General features: G+C 67.5%; 15 protein-coding genes and 1 pseudogene. 7 read left to right on the plus strand and 9 right to left on the minus strand.

What is annotated here, in order from left to right; translation table 11 throughout:
- A pseudogene (locus tag QRN63_RS26710) lies at positions 1–248 on the plus strand (S-(hydroxymethyl)mycothiol dehydrogenase); the annotation flags it as partial.
- 7 nt (positions 249–255) lie between these two features.
- Here QRN63_RS26710 and dprA read toward each other — a convergent pair.
- The 4 genes from dprA to QRN63_RS26730 form a co-directional block, all read right to left on the minus strand.
- Positions 256–1,389 carry a DNA-processing protein DprA gene (gene dprA, locus QRN63_RS26715; RefSeq protein ID WP_285033912.1) on the minus strand — a complete coding sequence of 378 codons (1,134 nt, stop codon included), beginning with the start codon at positions 1,387–1,389 and terminating at the stop codon, positions 256–258.
- The gene (locus QRN63_RS26720; protein WP_285033914.1) at positions 1,386–2,894 is read right to left on the minus strand and encodes a YifB family Mg chelatase-like AAA ATPase; all 1,509 of its coding nucleotides are present in this window, start codon (positions 2,892–2,894) and stop codon (positions 1,386–1,388) included. The genes dprA and QRN63_RS26720 overlap by 4 nt, the downstream gene beginning before the upstream one ends.
- On the minus strand, positions 2,894–3,250 hold the full coding sequence (locus QRN63_RS26725) for a YraN family protein (RefSeq protein WP_267317969.1): 357 nt from the start codon (positions 3,248–3,250) through the stop codon (positions 2,894–2,896). Before QRN63_RS26725 ends, QRN63_RS26720 begins: the two co-directional genes overlap by 1 nt.
- 139 nt (positions 3,251–3,389) lie before the next feature.
- Entirely contained in the window at positions 3,390–3,803 is a 414-nt protein-coding gene (locus QRN63_RS26730; RefSeq protein ID WP_285033915.1) for a MerR family transcriptional regulator, read from the minus strand.
- Positions 3,804–3,860: 57 nt separating this feature from the next.
- Here QRN63_RS26730 and QRN63_RS26735 point away from each other — a divergent pair, with 57 nt between their 5' ends.
- From QRN63_RS26735 to QRN63_RS26745, 3 genes are all read left to right on the plus strand, one after another.
- A complete protein-coding gene (locus QRN63_RS26735) occupies positions 3,861–4,817 on the plus strand; it encodes an oxidoreductase (protein WP_285033917.1) in 957 nt (318 codons plus the stop codon).
- A gap of 174 nt (positions 4,818–4,991) precedes the next feature.
- Entirely contained in the window at positions 4,992–5,159 is a 168-nt protein-coding gene (locus tag QRN63_RS26740; RefSeq protein WP_267316959.1) for a hypothetical protein, read from the plus strand.
- Between the two features lie 105 nt (positions 5,160–5,264).
- A complete protein-coding gene (locus QRN63_RS26745) occupies positions 5,265–6,032 on the plus strand; it encodes a maleylpyruvate isomerase N-terminal domain-containing protein (protein WP_285033918.1) in 768 nt (255 codons plus the stop codon).
- A gap of 1 nt (position 6,033) precedes the next feature.
- Here the strand turns inward: QRN63_RS26745 and QRN63_RS26750 are convergent, their stop codons facing one another.
- The 3 genes from QRN63_RS26750 to QRN63_RS26760 are packed head-to-tail and all read right to left on the minus strand — an operon-like array spanning position 6,034 to position 9,638.
- Positions 6,034–7,596: an acetolactate synthase large subunit gene (locus tag QRN63_RS26750; protein WP_285033920.1), complete on the minus strand. Its 1,563-nt coding sequence runs from the start codon at positions 7,594–7,596 to the stop codon at positions 6,034–6,036.
- Positions 7,597–7,638: 42 nt separating this feature from the next.
- Entirely contained in the window at positions 7,639–8,439 is an 801-nt protein-coding gene (locus QRN63_RS26755) for an acyl-CoA thioesterase (protein WP_285033921.1), read from the minus strand.
- Positions 8,436–9,638: a CoA transferase gene (locus QRN63_RS26760; protein ID WP_285033923.1), complete on the minus strand. Its 1,203-nt coding sequence runs from the start codon at positions 9,636–9,638 to the stop codon at positions 8,436–8,438. Before QRN63_RS26760 ends, QRN63_RS26755 begins: the two co-directional genes overlap by 4 nt.
- A 113-nt stretch (positions 9,639–9,751) precedes the next feature.
- Here QRN63_RS26760 and QRN63_RS26765 point away from each other — a divergent pair, with 113 nt between their 5' ends.
- Entirely contained in the window at positions 9,752–10,591 is an 840-nt protein-coding gene (locus QRN63_RS26765) for an alpha/beta fold hydrolase (protein ID WP_267316954.1), read from the plus strand.
- Between the two features lie 252 nt (positions 10,592–10,843).
- Complete coding sequence (locus QRN63_RS26770) at positions 10,844–12,241, plus strand: WS/DGAT/MGAT family O-acyltransferase (protein WP_267316953.1); 1,398 nt, start codon at positions 10,844–10,846, stop codon at positions 12,239–12,241.
- An 11-nt stretch (positions 12,242–12,252) separates the two neighbouring features.
- Here the strand turns inward: QRN63_RS26770 and QRN63_RS26775 are convergent, their stop codons facing one another.
- Both QRN63_RS26775 and QRN63_RS26780 read right to left on the minus strand, forming a co-directional pair.
- Positions 12,253–13,053 (minus strand): mycofactocin-coupled SDR family oxidoreductase, encoded by an 801-nt coding sequence (locus QRN63_RS26775; RefSeq protein WP_267316952.1) that lies wholly within the window; start codon positions 13,051–13,053, stop codon positions 12,253–12,255.
- Positions 13,053–14,660 carry a flavin-containing monooxygenase gene (locus tag QRN63_RS26780; RefSeq protein ID WP_285033926.1) on the minus strand — a complete coding sequence of 536 codons (1,608 nt, stop codon included), beginning with the start codon at positions 14,658–14,660 and terminating at the stop codon, positions 13,053–13,055. Before QRN63_RS26780 ends, QRN63_RS26775 begins: the two co-directional genes overlap by 1 nt.
- A 211-nt stretch (positions 14,661–14,871) precedes the next feature.
- On the opposite strand from QRN63_RS26780, the gene QRN63_RS26785 reads away from it, so the two are divergent.
- Positions 14,872–16,053: an acyl-CoA dehydrogenase family protein gene (locus tag QRN63_RS26785; RefSeq protein WP_267316950.1), complete on the plus strand. Its 1,182-nt coding sequence runs from the start codon at positions 14,872–14,874 to the stop codon at positions 16,051–16,053.

Genomic DNA, 16,053 nt, shown 5'->3' on the forward strand with positions numbered 1-16,053 from the left:
CGACACCCGACATGACACTCGAGATGCCGCTGATCGACTTCTTCTCCCACGGCGGCGCCCTCAAATCATCCTGGTACGGCGACTGCCTGCCCGAGCGCGACTTCCCCACCCTGATCAGCCTGTACCTGCAGGGCCGCCTCCCGCTGGACAAGTTCGTCAGCGAGCGCATCGGGCTCGACCAGATCGAGGACGCCTTCCACAAGATGCACTCCGGTGAGGTGCTGCGCTCCGTGGTGGTCCTCGAATGAGCACGCCTCACCCCGCCCGTCTGATCCGCCACTGCCCGTCCTGCTTCTCCACCAACCCGCTGATCTCCAGCAGTGCCAGCGGCCCGAGTACCCGTTCAGGCGGCAGCGCGGCGCCGACGGAGATCTGCTCCAGGCTGCGGAACCCGCGCGCCGGCAGTGCCTCGTACACCTGAAGCTGTTCAGGGGTCAGGTCATCCAGCGGCGTCTCCGGATGCTCGGGTTCGTCGGCGAGTTCGCCCATCCGCCCGATCAATTCGATGACCTGCTCGGCCCGGTCGACCAGGACCGCGCCGTTACGGATGAGGACGTGGCAGCCCGCCGACGCAGCCGACGTCACCGGTCCCGGCACTGCACACACCTTGCGGCCCATCGCATGCGCCCAAGCCGCCGTGTTCGCCGCCCCACTGCGCAGCCCCGCCTCCACCACCACGGTGGTACCGGATAGCGCCGCCGCCAACCGGTTTCGGGTCAGGAACCGGTACCGGGTCGGCCGCTCCCCTGGTGAGTACTCACTGAGCAGGAGTCCCGAGGTAGCCACCCGGTGCAGCAGCGCCGAATGCCCGGACGGGTACGGCACGTCGACACCACCGGCCAGCACCGCCATGGTGACACCGTCCGCCGCCAGCGCCGCGCGGTGCGCCGCCCCATCGATGCCATAGGCACCACCCGAGACCACCGCGGCATCACGTTCGACGAGACCCGCCGTGATCTCGGCAGCGACGTGTTCGCCGTACGACGTGCAGGCCCTGGTACCGACGATCGCGGCGGCACGCTCGGCGATGTCGTCGAGCCGGGCCGGGCCGAGTGCCCACAGCACCATCGGCGGATAACCCCATGGCCGATCCCTCACCGCCTTGTTCGCGAATCCGACCAACGACAGGTACGGCCACTCGTCATCGTCGGGTGTGATCAGCCGCCCGCCGCGGCGATCGAGGATCTCCAAATCCCTGGCGGCACAGTCGACCTCCCTGCGGGCGGCGACGCTTCCGGTGAGGTCCGGGTCCTCGTTACCGCGCCGGATCATGTCCGCCACCGCCACCGGGCCGCGCTCGGCCACCAATTGGGTCAGCCGCGGGCACGGTGGCTCGGCCACGCGCGACAGGTACGCCCACGCCCGTCGTTCCACGTCGTCGGTAGTCATCGCACATCTCCTTCACGGAAGCCCAGCGCGGTACTGACGTCTTCGAGATTGGGGGAATCGCGGCCGGCCAGATCGGCCAGGGACCACGCAACGCGCAACGTGCGGTCGACGCCGCGGATACTCAACCGCCCCGAATCGAGCGATTGACGCAGCGGTTTCATCGCGTCTCGGCTGAGCCGAAATCTGCGGCGCAGCACGGGCCCCGGCACCTCGGCATTGGTCCGGACCCCGACCTCCCGCCACCGCTCGGCTGCGGCGGCCCGGGCAGCGGCGACTCTGGCACGGACAGCACTGGTGGACTCCGCAGCGTGGTCGCCGAAAGCCCCCGCCAGCACCGGGTGCATGTCCACGCGCAGATCGACCCGGTCCATCAACGGCCCGGACAGCTTGCCCAGATACCGGCGCCGGTCGGCCGACGGGCACACGCAGTCCCGCGGGTTGGGCGGTGCGCACGGGCACGGATTGGCCGCGAGCACCAGCTGGAAGCGAGCGGGATAGCACGCCACGCCGTCGCGGCGGGCCAGCCGAATCTGGCCTTCCTCCAACGGGGTTCGCAGGGCTTCGAGCACGCTGGTCCCGATCTCGGCGCATTCGTCGAGGAACAACACGCCACGATGCGACCGGCTGATCGCGCCGGGCCGCGCCATCCCGGAGCCACCGCCGACCAGCGCCGAGACACTGGACGTGTGGTGCGGCGCGACGAAGGGCGGGCGCGTGATCAGCGGCGTATCACCGGTGAGCATCCCCACCACCGAATGGATGGCGGTGACCTCCAACGCCTCGTCGTCGGTCAGGTCGGGCAACAACCCCGGAAGCCGTTGGGCCAGCATCGTCTTGCCGATCCCGGGCGGCCCGGTGAGCATCAGGTGGTGGGCGCCGGCGGCGGCGATCTCGACCGCCCACCGCGCTTGGGTCTGACCGACCACGTCAGCGAGGTCGACACTGTCGTCGACGGCCGGCGCCGTCGTGTCGACCCGCCCGTCCAGGGCCGCCTTCCCGTTGAGCCACGCCTGCATCTGCCCGAGGGTGCGAACGCCCCACACCTCGATGCCGTCGACCAGACTCGCCTCGGCCAGATTCTCCGCCGGCACCACCACCGAGGGCCAGCCCTCGCGCTTGGCGGCCATGACGGCAGGCAGCACACCCTTGACCGGGCGCACCCGACCGTCCAGCGCCAGTTCGCCCAGCAGGACCGTCTTCTCCAGCCGCCCCCAGTGCGTCTTCAGGTGCGCCGACAGCACCGACGCGGCGATCGCCAGGTCGTACATCGATCCACCTTTGGGCAGGGTCGCCGGCGACAGCCCAAGGGTGAGCCGTGACATCGGCCAGCTGTTGCCGCAGTTGGTGATCGCGGCACGGACCCGATCCCGCGACTCCTGCAGCGCCGCGTCGGGCAGGCCGACCAGATGCACCCCCGGCAGCCCCGAGGTGATGTCGGCCTCGATCTCGACCATGACGCCGTCCAAGCCGCGGATGGCCACCGAGTAGGCCCGGCCCAGCGCCATCAGCCGATGCCCTTCAGGTGCACCAATTCCGGCTGCCGGCCGCCGAGGCGGACGCCGACCACATCGATCCGAACATCAGGCCAGCGCGAGTCCTGTTCGGCGAGCCAGATACCCGCCAGCCGACGCAACCGGCGGGCCTTCTCGGGCGTCACCGCTTCTTCGATACCGCCGAACTCGGCGGTGGTGCGGGTCTTCACCTCGACGAAAACCACGGCACCGTGGTCCCTTTCGGTGGCGATGACATCGAGTTCGCCCCACCGGCAGCGCCAGTTCCGGGCCAGGACCGTCATCCCCAGCGAGATCAGGTGGTCGACCGCGAGTTGTTCGCCGAGCGCTCCGATCTCGGCACGAGTCATGCGTGGTGGTGTGTTCATGCCGTCACCGTGGCCGGTGCCACCGACAGATCGTGTAGTGAAGACCCCGAATCCGGCGCCCGGGAGTCAGTTATGCACAGTGCGCGATTCATCCACAGGTAGGGCAGTTCGCTGGGGCGGTTCAGTGCTGGGTGACGGTGGGGTCCCAGAGCCCGTGTGCCGAGGAATCTTCGACTTGCCTCTGGTAGATCGCCACTTTCATTCCGATGACGTCGAGGCAGTGCTGGAGGCTGGCCAGTTGCGCCCGGACGTGCGCTTCGTGTTGGCGCAGGAGCTCCAGTCGTTGGGCTTCGTTACCTGGCCCTTGCCGTACCAGGGCGGCGAATTCGGCGAGTTGGGCAAGCGGCATTCCGGATTCGCGTAGTCGGACGCAAATTGCCAACCATTCGATGTCGGTTTGGGTGTAGCGGCGGCGGCCGGAGCTGGTGCGCTTGACGTTGCTGACCAGTAGGTTCTCGCGTTCGTAGAACCTCAGGGTGTGGACGCTCAGGCCAGTGCATTTTGCTACGTGCCCGATCGTAAAGGTTTGTGTCATAAGAGTATTCATCCCCGAGGTTGACCTAGAGCGCACTCTAGATCCTAGCGTGACGGCATGACTGAAACCACCACACAGCACCCCATCGCCTCTGGGTTCGGCCATGAATCGAGCAGTCAGGACGTCATGGCCGGTGTGGACCTCTCCGGCATCGTGGCAGTCGTCACGGGCGGCTATTCAGGCTTGGGCCTGGAAACCACCAATCATCTCGTCCACGCAGGGGCGCACGTGATTGTCCCCGCGCGCCGTGTCGATGCGGCCGGCCGCGCAGTCGACCATCTCGGCGACTCCGTCACGATGTTCCACGCCGACCTTGCCGACCTCGATTCGATGACCGTGTGCGCGCAGCGCATCCGCGACGCGTGGTCACAGATCGACCTGTTCATCGGCGCGGCCGGCATCATGGCCACTCCCCTGCGGCGTGTAGGTCCGGGTTGGGAGAGCCAATTCGCCGTCAACCACCTCGGCCACTTCGCGTTCGTCGCCGAGGTGTGGCCCGCGTTGGTGCGTGGCAACGCCCGGGTGATCGCGTATTCGTCGGCTGGGCACCATATTTCGGACATCCATTGGAATGATCCGCATTTCACCACCGGCTATGACAAGTGGGAGGCCTACGGGCAGGCCAAAACGGCCAACATCCTGTTCGCGTTGCACCTTGATTCACTCGCGGCGGGCACGGGAGTGCACGCGTTCTCTCTGCATCCGGGGTCCATCCTCACTCCGTTGCAACGGCACCTTGCGTCGGCCGAGATGGTCGATCGCGGCTGGATCGACGAACGGGGCAACGTCGCAGACCCGACGTTCAAAACCGTGTCCCAGGGCGCCGCAACAGGATTATGGGCGGCGACCAGCCCGCAACTGTCCGCCCTCGGTGGTCTGTATCTCGAGGATTGCGACGTCGCGGGCCCGGCCAGCGCGGACGGCAGCGGGGTGAAGTGCTATGCGGTGGACCGCGACAAGGCAGCCGAACTGTGGACCCTCAGCGTGGCGCTGACCGGCCGCGACCTGAACTGACCTCTGCCCTGGGCCGGTCATAACCCGGCCACGCCATCATCGAGGGCTTCTCGAAAAGACTGATTCCTGCCGAAGAGCGATCAATTGCTGCCAACGCCCAATGTGCCGAAATACCGCCGGGCCCTGACCCGTTGAACCGAGCATCAAAGCTTCAGATACAAGGAGTTGGGGACAATGAAGAAGCTCGGAATCGCCGCACTGGTGGCGAACGGACTGGCAGCAGCCGTCCTGGGTTTGGCCGCGCCGGCATCGGCGGACTACTCCCACCACGACTGGGTCAACGACATCCACCCGCGCGCCGAGGCGCCGCAGGTAGACAGCAGCGTGCATCAGAGCCGCTGAGCGTCAGCAGGATTCGGGGCCCCTCACCGAGGGGCCCCGAATTTTTTTACGCGCCGAGGGTTGGTTCGGCGTTCACCGAACCAATTGCGGGGTACCGATGGAGGTATGGACACCGTCGACATCGACCGCTTCCCCGAATTCGCCCCATTCGCCGAGGCCGTACAGCGGCGCAGCCCCCAGACCGGCACCTGGTGCGAGGCCTGGACCGTGCGCGACATCGTCATCCATCAGACCGGCAACGCCGAAGAACTCGCCCGGGTCCTCGCCGGCCATTTGACCGGCGAACCGGTTCCGACCCGCGGGTTCGAGGAGCGCGAGCAGCCGTACCGCGCGATGAACGATGCCGACCTGTGGACGGCGTTCAACGACCGCATGGCGCACCTCGGCAGGGTCACTGCCGCTGCCGATGAGCTACCCGCGGACACCGACGTCGCCTGGACGGGCCGCACGATGAAAGTGCCGTGGTTCGCCGAGCACATGCGCGAGGAACTCGTCCTGCACAGTTGGGACATCACAGGAGACGGCGCGCCCGCTCGGGACCGGCTGGCGCAACCATGGATGACGGACCACAGCGTGTACGCGGTAGGCGTGCCACTGCTGCGCCGTGGCCGCGAAATCCTGACGCTGGATGACGACGGGCCCATGGAGGCGCGGATCCGGGTTGCCGGTGCCGACGACGTCGTGGTGACCGCTGACGCCGAGACCACCGCCATCACCCTGGCTCCGCCCGAAGGATCGGCGACCATCGAGACAGACGCGGCAACCCGGGTGCTGCTTCTGTGGGGGCGCCGTCCGGCCGACCCCGGTCGAATCCGTAGCGCCGCCGGCCCACTCGAACTGGGCCGGCTGCGCACGCTGCTCAGCGGTTACTGACCTACAGCAGCGCCGGCACCGCCGCGTCGATGAGGTACGGCCCGGGCGTGGCGTAGCCGACGCGAAGCTGATCGGCCAACTCACCGGTGGTCGTCGCCTTGCCTGTTGGCACGCCCATGGCCCCTGCCAACGCCGCGAAATCTGTGGTCGGGCCCGAGAGGTCAAGCATTGCCGCGGCTTTCGGTCCGCCGGCTTGCGCTCCGACACGCTGCAGCTCCATGCGCAGGATCGCGTACGCGGCATTGTTGAGGATCACCGTCACGATGTCGAGCTGCTCGTGCGCCATGGTCCACAACGCTGAAATCGTGTACATCGCACTGCCATCGGCCTGCAGACACAGCACCGGACGGTCCGGGCGGGCCACCGCGGCACCGACCGCACTCGGCAGCCCGAAGCCGATGGCGCCGCCGGTCAGGGTCAGCAGGTCGTGCCGCGGCGCGCTCATCGTCGCCTGCGGCAGGAGGAAACCGCTGGTGTTGGACTCGTCCACGACGATCGCCCGGTCGGGCAACGTCGCAGCCACCACGTCGACCCAGTTCTGCGTCGTCAGCGCCGAATCTGCCGTCAGCTCCGGCGTTTTCAGCTCGGTCAGCACCGGCTCGATACCCGGCGCCACCGCATCGGCCAGTTCTTCCAGACGCGCGACGACGTCGCCGCCCACGGTGTGCACGCGACAGCCGGCAGGCACCAGATCGCTCGCCTTGCCCGGATAGGCGAAGAACGACACCGGCGACCGGGCGCCGGCCAGCACCAGATGCTCGACGCCGGTCAGCTGGAACTGGGCAGCTTCAGCGAGGTACGCCAGCCGTTCGAAGTTGGGTAGTCCGGCGCCGCGTTCCAGCCGGGCCGGGAAGGTCTCGATCAGCACCTTGGTCCCCGTCACCTCGGCGATCCGGCCGGCCGCGCGCAGACCGCGTTCGCGGCACGCCGCGCTTCCCATCAGTAGGACGGTGCCGGGGCCGAAGACATCAGCTCCGGCGTCGAGCAATTCATGTTCGTCCGGGTCGACACCGGCCCGGTAGTCGAACGACGCCGCGCTCGGGGCGGGCTCCCCCACCGCCGGTTCGGCGCCCTCGGTCCACGACACGTCGGCGGGCAGGATCAGGGTGGCCACCTGCCCTTGCTGCGCGGCCTCGATCGCGGCCACCGCGTCGGTGGCGATGTCGGCCAGCTTCTCGCACCGGCGCACCCAGCCCGACACCGTACTCGCCATCGCGTCGATATCGGATTCCAGTGGCGCGTCGTACTTCTTGTGGCCGAGCGCGTGGTCGCCGACGACATTCACGACCGGCGAATAGGCCCGCCGGGCGTTGTGCAGGTTGGCAATGCCGTTGCCCAGGCCCGGTCCCAGATGAAGCAGAGTGGCCGCCGGCTTCTCCGCCATGCGGGCATAACCGTCGGCGGCGCCGGTGACCACACCCTCGAAAAGGCAGAGCACACCACGCATCTCGGGCACCGAGTCCAGGGCCGCGACGAAGTGCATCTCGCTGGTGCCGGGATTGCCGAAGCAGACGTCGACGCCGGCGTCGACCAGTGTGCGGATCAGTGCCTGTGCGCCGTTCATCGTTCTCCTTCGGGGTTTCTCACCAGCCTGCGGACGACGGTACTACCGGTCCGCGATCAGACCTTCCTGCACCAGCGTCGCGACCCGGGATCCGTCCGCGTCCACCAGACTCCCGGTGATGACCCCGCGTCCGCGTCCCGCAGCGGGCGACCGCGATTCCAGCAGATTCCACCGGTCGGCCCGGATCGGGTGGTGAAACCAGATCGAGAAATCGGTGGTGCCGCTGCGGTGGGTGCGTGCCTGCATGGAATGTCCGTGCACCTGCAGCGCCGGGTCGATCCCGTACAGGTCGGTGATGTAGCAGGCAATCATCATGTGCGGCAACGGTTCCGGCGGCATCGGCACCGTGGCCCGCCACCACATGCGTCGCACGAACTCGCCCGACGACCGGTCGTCGACGATCCGGATGTCGATTTCGTCCAGCGGCACCGCCGGCGCCGGCCCGGGCGGCCCGGTCATCGGCAGCTGCTCGGGATCGTCTGGCAGCGACCAGGATTCATCGTGTTCGGGCCCGGCCAGATCCACCGAGAACGACACCGTCGCGACGGTCAGCAGCCGCCCGGCCTGGAAGGCCTCGACTCGCCGCGCCGCCGCGGTCCGTCCGTCGTACACCCGGGCCACCGTGTAATCCGTGGTGGCACCGGCCTCTCCACCCCGCAGGTACTGCAGGTGCATGGCGGTCGGGCGCATCTCCCGATCCACGGTCTGGCACGCCGCGGACAGGCTCTGCGCCATCAGCAGTCCGCCGAAGGCCCGCTTGCCGCCCGGTCCCCCGGCCTCACCCACCCAGGCGTCGGGCCCGGCACCGGGCGACACCACCAACAGATCAGGCAGCACGCTCACGCCACGGTCCCCGCCTCCGACAACCGTGCGACGTCATCTGCGGTGAGACCCAGGCGTTCGGTCAGCACCGCGGCGGTGTCGTCGCCGAGCGCCGGCGCCGGCCGCGCCGGCGGATATTCGCCGTCGATCCGCAGCGGCAGTCCGGGCGCCAGGTGGCGGCCGATGCGGGGCTGGTCGAGTTCGGTGAACAGCGGGTTCTCAGTCACCTTGGGGCTCACCGCCACCTCGCCGAAGTCGCGGTAGCGCTCCCACAAGATCGACGTCGCGCCCAGCGCCACCGTGATCTGCTCGGCGGTGTGCGCACAGAACCACCCGGTCAACAGACCGGTGAGTGCATCTCGGTGCAGGTATCGCTGCCCCTCGTCCGTGAAGTCCGCTCCGAGTGACTGCGACAGCGCGGCAACGGCTTTCGTGGTTCCGGTGACCTCGACCAGGTCCCGGAAGTGCCGACCGGTCAGCGCGACGATCATGAACGCGGCCCCGTCGGCACTGACGAACTGCTGCCCGTACTGCCCGAAGATCGAGTTGCCGATGCGTTCGCGGCTCACGCCGTTGATCATGACCTCGGTCAGGAAACCGAGATTCCCGGCGGTGGCCAGGGCCACGTTCTCCAAGGGGATGCTGACCCGCTGGCCCTGACCGCTGCCGTCGCGGTGCCGCAGCGCCGCAGTCACCGCCAGCGCCAGGTAGAGGCCGCACGACACATCCCAGGCCGCCAGCACGTGATTCACCGGGGTCTGCAGCTCGGCGGGTCCGGTGACCAACGGAAAGCCCAGCCCCGCGTTGACCGTGTAGTCCACGGCCGTGCCGCCGTCGGCCCGGCCGCACACCTCGGCGTGGATCAGGTCGGGCCGCACCGCGCGCAGGGTCTCGTACGAATGCCATTGCCGGCCCGCCACATTGGTGATGAAGACACCGGCGTCGACGATCAGCCGGGTCACCAACTCCTGGCCTTCCGGTGAGCGCATGTCCACCGCGACCGATCGCTTGCCCTTGTTCAGGCCCGCCCAGTAGATGCTCTCGCCGTCATCGGTGACCGGCCAGCGGTGATAGTCCGCGGCGCCGCCGACGGGATCAATCCTGATGACCTCGGCGCCGAGCTGCGTCAGCGTCATCCCCGCCAGGGGCACCGCGACGAAACTGGAGATTTCGACGATGCGCACGCCCGCCAGCGGACGCCCAGACTCTGGCACGGTCATCTGGACACCATAAAGGCCCTGGGCTGCACAATCGGGAGCCCCCGGGCGCCTCGCGTCCCACCGGACGGGAGGCGGTCGCGACCGCGTGACAATCACACCGTAATTTGGAACGTATGACTGAGCTGAAGGAAGTCCAGACGGAGCGCGGCACGCTGCGCTATTACGACGAGGGAACCGGCCCTGTAGTGCTGTTTCTGCACGGTTCGGGCCCGGGCGTCACCGGCTGGCGGAACTTCCGCGGCATCCTGCCGACCTTCGCGGCACACTTCCGCTGCCTGATCCTGGAGTTCCCCGGCTTCGGCGTCAGCGACGACTTCGGCGGCCACCCGATGATCGACGCCCAGTCCGCCGTGGTGCCCTTCCTCGACGCGCTCGGCGTGGAGAAGGTGGACATCGTCGGCAACTCGATGGGCGGCGGCGTCGGCATCAACTTCGCCATCAACAATCCCGACCGCATCGGCAAGCTGGTCACCATCGGCGGTATCGGCACCAACATCTTCAGCCCCGGCCCGAGCGAGGGCATCCGCCTCCTGCAGGAGTTCACCGAGGACCCGACCCGCCAGCGCCTGGTCGACTGGCTCAACTCGATGGTCTACGACGAGAAGATCGTCACCGAGGAGCTGATCGAAGAGCGCATGAAGCTGGCGTCGGACCCCGAGACCCTGGAGTCGGCTCGCCGCATGTACGGCAAGGCCGCGTTCAAAATGATGATGAAGTTCATGCGGTCGGATGCGGCACCGCCGCAGCCGTGGGCGCAGATGCACAAGGTGAAGGCCCCGACGCTGCTGACCTGGGGGCGCGACGACCGCGTGAGCCCGTTGGACATGGCGCTGATCCCGATGCGCACCATCTCCAACGCCGAGCTGCACGTATTCCCGAACTGTGGGCACTGGGCGATGATCGAGGCCAAGGAGGCGTTCGAGAGCACGGTGCTGGGCTTCCTGCAGCGCTGATCCTCTTCACGGGCGGCCGCGTCCGCGCACCTTGGTGTGCGGACGCGGTCGTTTTCGTCAGTGGAAGATATTGCCAGGCTTGCGAATTGACCGATGTGGAACATACATCGCGACAGCCGGGACACCCGCTGACGTTGCGCGCCAACACGATTGACCGTCCTGGGCGACCAGAGTCAGCGCTGCCACCGCGGATTCCATACCAAAAGGCCGAATTCGAGCCCGCGCCTCCGCGAGCGCCTTAGGATCAGCCGCATGAATCGCTTGTCGGGTGCCGACGCGACCTTCTGGTTCGCGGAAACCAACAGTTGGCATATGCATGTCGCGGCATCATCGATCTACGACCCCACGGACGCACCGGATTTCAGCTTCGAGTCAGTGAAGGCACTCATCGCCGCCCGCCTGCCGGAGATGCCGCAGTTGCGCTGGCGGGTCACCGGCGCACCGCTCGGCCTCGACCGGCCGTGGTTCGTCGAGGACGAAGAACTCGATATCGACTTCCACGTCCGCCACATCGCGGTACCGGCCCCCGGCGGCCGCCGCGAACTCGACCAGTTGGTGGGACGGCTCATGTCCTACAAGCTGGACCGGTCGAGGCCACTGTGGGAACTCTGGTTCATCGAAGGCGTCGAAGGCGGCCGGGTCGCGGTGCTGATGAAGATGCACCACGCGATCATCGACGGCGTCTCTGGCGCAGGCCTCGGCGAGATTCTGCTGGACCTCACCCCCACTCCGCGGCCGCCGGCCGCCGAACCGACCCGGTCACTGGTCGGTGTCAAGGCACCCGGGATGGAATTGCAGGCCTTGGGCGGACTGATCAACATCGGCATCAAGACGCCCTACCGGATCGCACGCTTCCTGGAGCAGACCGTGCGACAGCAGATCGCGGCGCTCGGCGTCGCCAACAAACCGCCCGGCATCTTCGACGCACCGCCCACCCGGTTCAACGGCCCGATCTCACCGCACCGCCGGGTCAGCAATTCCGGCGTCTCCCTCGGGCGCGTCAAAGCCGTCAAGGAAGCATTCGGGGTGAAGGTCAACGATGTCGTGCTGGCGCTGGTCTCGAGTGCCATGCGGACGTATCTGGAGGACCGCGGCGAGCTGCCCGAGAAGTCGCTGATCGCCCAGGTCCCGGTGTCGACCCGGACCGAGAGCTCGAGCGACCAGGTGGGCAACCAGGTCAGCGCGATGGCGGTCTCGCTGGCATCGGACATCGTCGACCCCGCCGAGCGGATCAAGGCCATCTACGCCAGCTCCCAGAGTGCCAAGGAAATGGCCAAAGCCCTGACGGCGCACCAGATCATGGGGTTGACCGACACCACGCCGCCCGGCCTGGTCGCCCTGGCCGCCCGGGCCTACACCGCGAGCAAGCTCGGCGGCACCCTGAAGCCGATGAACCTGGTCGTCTCCAACGTCCCCGGACCGCCCGTGCCGCTCTACATGGACGGCGCGGTCCTCGAGCAGATGATGCCGATGGGCCCCCTGCTGATGGACGTCGGACTCAATGTCACCTGCTTCAGCTACCGGGACCGCATCGACTTCGGCTTCGTCACCACACCCGAGATGGCGAACGACATCGATGCCATGGCCGACGCCATCGAACCGGCGCTCCGCGAACTCGAGGTCGCGGCCGGAATCGTCGAGCGCCAGTAGCCCCGAGCCGGTCACGCCTTCTGCGTCAGCCCCGCATCGACGACCAGCTGGGTGCCGGTGATGTAGCGGGCCTCGTCGGACGCCAGGAACACCACCGCGTTGCTGATGTCCTCGGGCTCCACCCACGGCACCGGCAAGAGGTTTCGTGCGGCGAGGACTTCTGCGACATCCTCGGCCGTCGGATTCTCCAGGTCGGGCCGGATGCGTTTGAAGGTCTCCGGGTTCAGCACCATGGGAGTGCCCACCGCTCCGGGGTGGACGGTATTCACGCGAATCCGCTTGGGGCCCAGCTCGTTTGCCAGGGTGCGCGCCAGGCCGACCACCGCATGCTTGGTGGAGGTGTACGCCGCGGTGTTCGCGGTGCCACGAAGGCCGTTGGTGGAGCTGATGATCACCACGGATCCGCCGGCCGGACCGAAATGCGGGATCGCGGCCTTGACCGTGTGCCACACGCCGGTCAGGTTGACGCCGATGACACGCTGCCAGTCTTCGGCGCTCACCTCCCAGGCGGGCGCCGACGCCGAGTGGATACCGGCGTTGGCGACCACGACGTCCAGCCGGCCGAACTCCCAGACACCCTCGTCGACGGCGGCCTGCATCTCGTCGAACGACGACACATCGGCCACGCTGGTGTAACAACGCTGGCCGCGCTGCTTCACCGCGTCCGCCAGGTCGGCCAGATCGGCTACGGCATTGGCGACGTCGAGAGCGATGATGTCGGCGCCCTCGTCGGCGAAGCGCTCGCAGTGGGCCCGACCGGTGCCGCGGGCGGCGCCGGTCACCAGGGCGACCTTGTTCAGCAGCCCTGACATCAGCCGGCCTTGGTCAGTTCAAATCCCTTGTACCCGGCGGCCGCCACCTCGGCGCAGATGTCGTTGTAGGCGGCGAAGCCGCCGATGAACAACATGAAAACCCTTGGCTTGCCGGGCACATTCGCGCCCATGTACCAGGAGTTCGCTTTCGGGAACAGCGTCTGGTCGGCGCGGCGCACCAGTTCGGCGCCCCAGGCGTCGACCGCATCGGTGGTGGCCTCGATGGCCGCGTAACCGTGCTTGCCGACGTACTCGATGGCATCGGCGATCCAGTTCACGTGCGCTTCGGCGTGCAGGACCATGTTGGCCAGCACCGCGGGCGCACCGGGCCCGTTCACCAGGAACATGTTCGGGAAGCCGTCCACACCAAGGCCCAGGTAGCTGCGCGGTCCGTCGACCCAGTTCTGCTTGAGCTTCTCCCCGCCGCGGCCGGTGATGTCGATGCGGCCCAGCGCTCCGGTGAGCGCGTCGAACCCCGTGGCGAAGATGATGGCGTCCAGGTCGAACCGGGCCTCGGTGGTCGTGATGCCGGTGGCATCGATCTTCTCGATCGGCGTCTGCTTCACACTGACCAGCTTCACGTGCGGCTGGTTGAACGTCTGGAAGTAGTTGGTATCGGTGCAGATTCGCTTGGCACCGATTGGGTGGTCGTTCGGGATCAGCATGTCGGCGACCTCGGGATCGTCGATGACCGCGCGCACCTTCTCTTCATAGAACTTCTTGGCTTCGGCGTTGGCCACCGGGTCGACCATCTGGTCCAGGAAGGTCTTGCTGAACAGCACACCGCCCAGCTGCCAACGCTTTTCGAACTCGGCGCGGCGCTCTTCCTCGGACAGCTCCATCGTGAGCTTGGGGTGCGCCATATGCGGAGAGCCGCCGCCACTGCGCCACGACAGCTCACGCCGTTCGTCGTAGTGCGCCTTGATCTCGGCTTCGCGCTCGGCCGTCAGCGGCTCGTTGCCGGCCGGCACGGAGAAGTTCGGAGTGCGTTGGAAGACAACGAGTTCCGCGGCCTGTGTGGCCACGATCGGCGTGCTCTGGATGCCCGACGAACCGGTGCCGATGAGGCCGACGCGCTTACCGGTGAAGTCGACGCCCTCGTGCGGCCAGTTCGCGGTGTGATAGGTCTCGCCGGCAAAGGTCTCGACCCCGGGGATGTTGGGCAACAGCGGGTCGGACAGCGCGCCGGTGGCCATGACACAGAACTGTGCGTCCACCGTCTCACCGGTGTCGGTGGTGACCGTCCAGCGCAACGTCTCCTCGTCGAGCGTCGCCGAGACGACGCGGGTGTTCAGCCGGATGTCGCGGCGCAGGTCGAACCGGTCCGCGACATGGTTGATGTACGAGAGGATTTCGGCCTGGGTCGCGTACTTCTCGGTCCAGGTCCACTCCTGCTGCAGGTCCTTGTCGAACGAGTAGCAGTAGTCGATGCTCTCCACGTCGCAGCGAGCACCGGGGTACCGGTTGTAGAACCAGGTGCCGCCCACGTCGGAGGCCGCCTCGAACACCACGACGGAATGGCCCTCCGACCGCAGCTTGTGCAGTGCGTAGAGACCGGCGAACCCGGCACCGACAACCACGACGTCAACCTGTTGTGCGCTGCTCATAGTGCGAAGTTAGCCGTCCTTCGAATGCCCCAGTACGAGGCGTCCCGGTGACCGGACGACCCACCGAATCCGGTCCCGACCATTGGGCCGGCGGGTACCCGAATCGACGTCGGGTACCCGAATTTCGCCCGCTGACCGGGAAGCGCCTTCCGGTGCGCCGGGGGTGCGGTAAACCATTGATTAGCCCATCACAGGAGTTAGGAAAACGACCATGACCCAGCGGGTTATCGACAAACTCGGTGACATCGCCGACCAGCTTCGCGAGCAGGCCTGGGAGGCGGAGAAGTTGGGCCAGCTGCCCGACGAGACCGTGAAGCTGATGAAGGCCGCCGGCAACATCAAGCTGCTGCAGCCCAAGGAATACGACGGCCTGGAGGTGCATCCGCGCGAGTTCGCCGAGACCGTGATGGCGACCGCTGCGCTGGACCCGGCCGCCGGCTGGATCAACGGCGTCGTCGGTGTGCACCCGTACCAGCTCGCCTACGCGGACCCGAAGGTCGCCGCCGAGATCTGGGGATCCGACACCGACACCTGGGTCGCGTCGCCGTACGCCCCGCAGGGCGTGGCCCGGCCCGTCGACGGTGGCTACATCTTCAACGGCCGTTGGCAGTTCAGCTCGGGTACCGACCACTGTGAGTGGATCTTCCTGGGCGCCATGCTCGGCGACGCTGAGGGCAAGCCCCTCATGCCGCCGCAGATGCTGCACATGATCCTGCCCCGCAGCGACTACGAGATCGTCCAGGACTCCTGGAACGTGGTGGGCCTGCGCGGCACCGGATCCAAGGACGTCATCGTCAAGGACGCCTTCGTCCCCACCTACCGCACCATGGACGCCACCAAGGTGATGGACGGGCGGGCCCAGATCGAGGCCGGCATGACCTCGCCGCTGTACCTGATGCCGTGGTCGACGATGTTCCCGCTGGGCATCTCGTCGGCCGTCATCGGTATCGCCGAGGGCGCGCTGGCCGCCGCGCTCGACTACCAGCGTGAGCGCGTCAACTCCAGCGGCGTGGCCATCAAGGACGACCCGTACGTCATGTACGCCATCGGTGAGGCGGCCGCCGACATCAACGCGGCCCGCCAGGAACTGCTGGCCAACGTCGACCGGATCTACGACATGGTCGAGGCCGGCAAGGACGTGTCGTTCGAGGACCGCGCCGCCGGCCGGCGCACCCAGATTCGGTCGGTGTGGCGCGCGGTCTCCGCGGTCGACGAAATCTTCGCCCGCTGCGGCGGTAACGCCACCCGGATGGACAAGCCGTTGCAGCGGTACTGGCGCGACGCACACGTCGGCCAGGCCCACGCCATCCATGTCCCGGGCACGACCTACCACGCGTCGGCGCTCAGCAGCCTCGGCGTGGACCCGCAGGGCCCGCTGCGAGGCATGATCTGA

The sequence above is a fragment of the Mycolicibacterium sp. lyk4-40-TYG-92 genome, from assembly GCF_030209435.1.
GTDB lineage: Bacteria > Actinomycetota > Actinomycetes > Mycobacteriales > Mycobacteriaceae > Mycobacterium.

Bases quoted from the DNA above. Each gene is read 5' to 3' on its own strand.
- dprA (WP_285033912.1), bottom strand. From the start codon at position 1,389: ATGACTACCGACGACGTGGAACGACGGGCGTGGGCGTACCTGTCGCGC.
- QRN63_RS26720 (WP_285033914.1), bottom strand. From the start codon at position 2,894: ATGGCGCTGGGCCGGGCCTACTCGGTGGCCATCCGCGGCTTGGACGGC.
- QRN63_RS26725 (WP_267317969.1), bottom strand. From the start codon at position 3,250: ATGACTCGTGCCGAGATCGGAGCGCTCGGCGAACAACTCGCGGTCGAC.
- QRN63_RS26730 (WP_285033915.1), bottom strand. From the start codon at position 3,803: ATGACACAAACCTTTACGATCGGGCACGTAGCAAAATGCACTGGCCTG.
- QRN63_RS26735 (WP_285033917.1), top strand. From the start codon at position 3,861: ATGACTGAAACCACCACACAGCACCCCATCGCCTCTGGGTTCGGCCAT.
- QRN63_RS26740 (WP_267316959.1), top strand. From the start codon at position 4,992: ATGAAGAAGCTCGGAATCGCCGCACTGGTGGCGAACGGACTGGCAGCA.
- QRN63_RS26745 (WP_285033918.1), top strand. From the start codon at position 5,265: ATGGACACCGTCGACATCGACCGCTTCCCCGAATTCGCCCCATTCGCC.
- QRN63_RS26750 (WP_285033920.1), bottom strand. From the start codon at position 7,596: ATGAACGGCGCACAGGCACTGATCCGCACACTGGTCGACGCCGGCGTC.
- QRN63_RS26760 (WP_285033923.1), bottom strand. From the start codon at position 9,638: ATGACCGTGCCAGAGTCTGGGCGTCCGCTGGCGGGCGTGCGCATCGTC.
- QRN63_RS26765 (WP_267316954.1), top strand. From the start codon at position 9,752: ATGACTGAGCTGAAGGAAGTCCAGACGGAGCGCGGCACGCTGCGCTAT.
- QRN63_RS26770 (WP_267316953.1), top strand. From the start codon at position 10,844: ATGAATCGCTTGTCGGGTGCCGACGCGACCTTCTGGTTCGCGGAAACC.
- QRN63_RS26775 (WP_267316952.1), bottom strand. From the start codon at position 13,053: ATGTCAGGGCTGCTGAACAAGGTCGCCCTGGTGACCGGCGCCGCCCGC.
- QRN63_RS26780 (WP_285033926.1), bottom strand. From the start codon at position 14,660: ATGAGCAGCGCACAACAGGTTGACGTCGTGGTTGTCGGTGCCGGGTTC.
- QRN63_RS26785 (WP_267316950.1), top strand. From the start codon at position 14,872: ATGACCCAGCGGGTTATCGACAAACTCGGTGACATCGCCGACCAGCTT.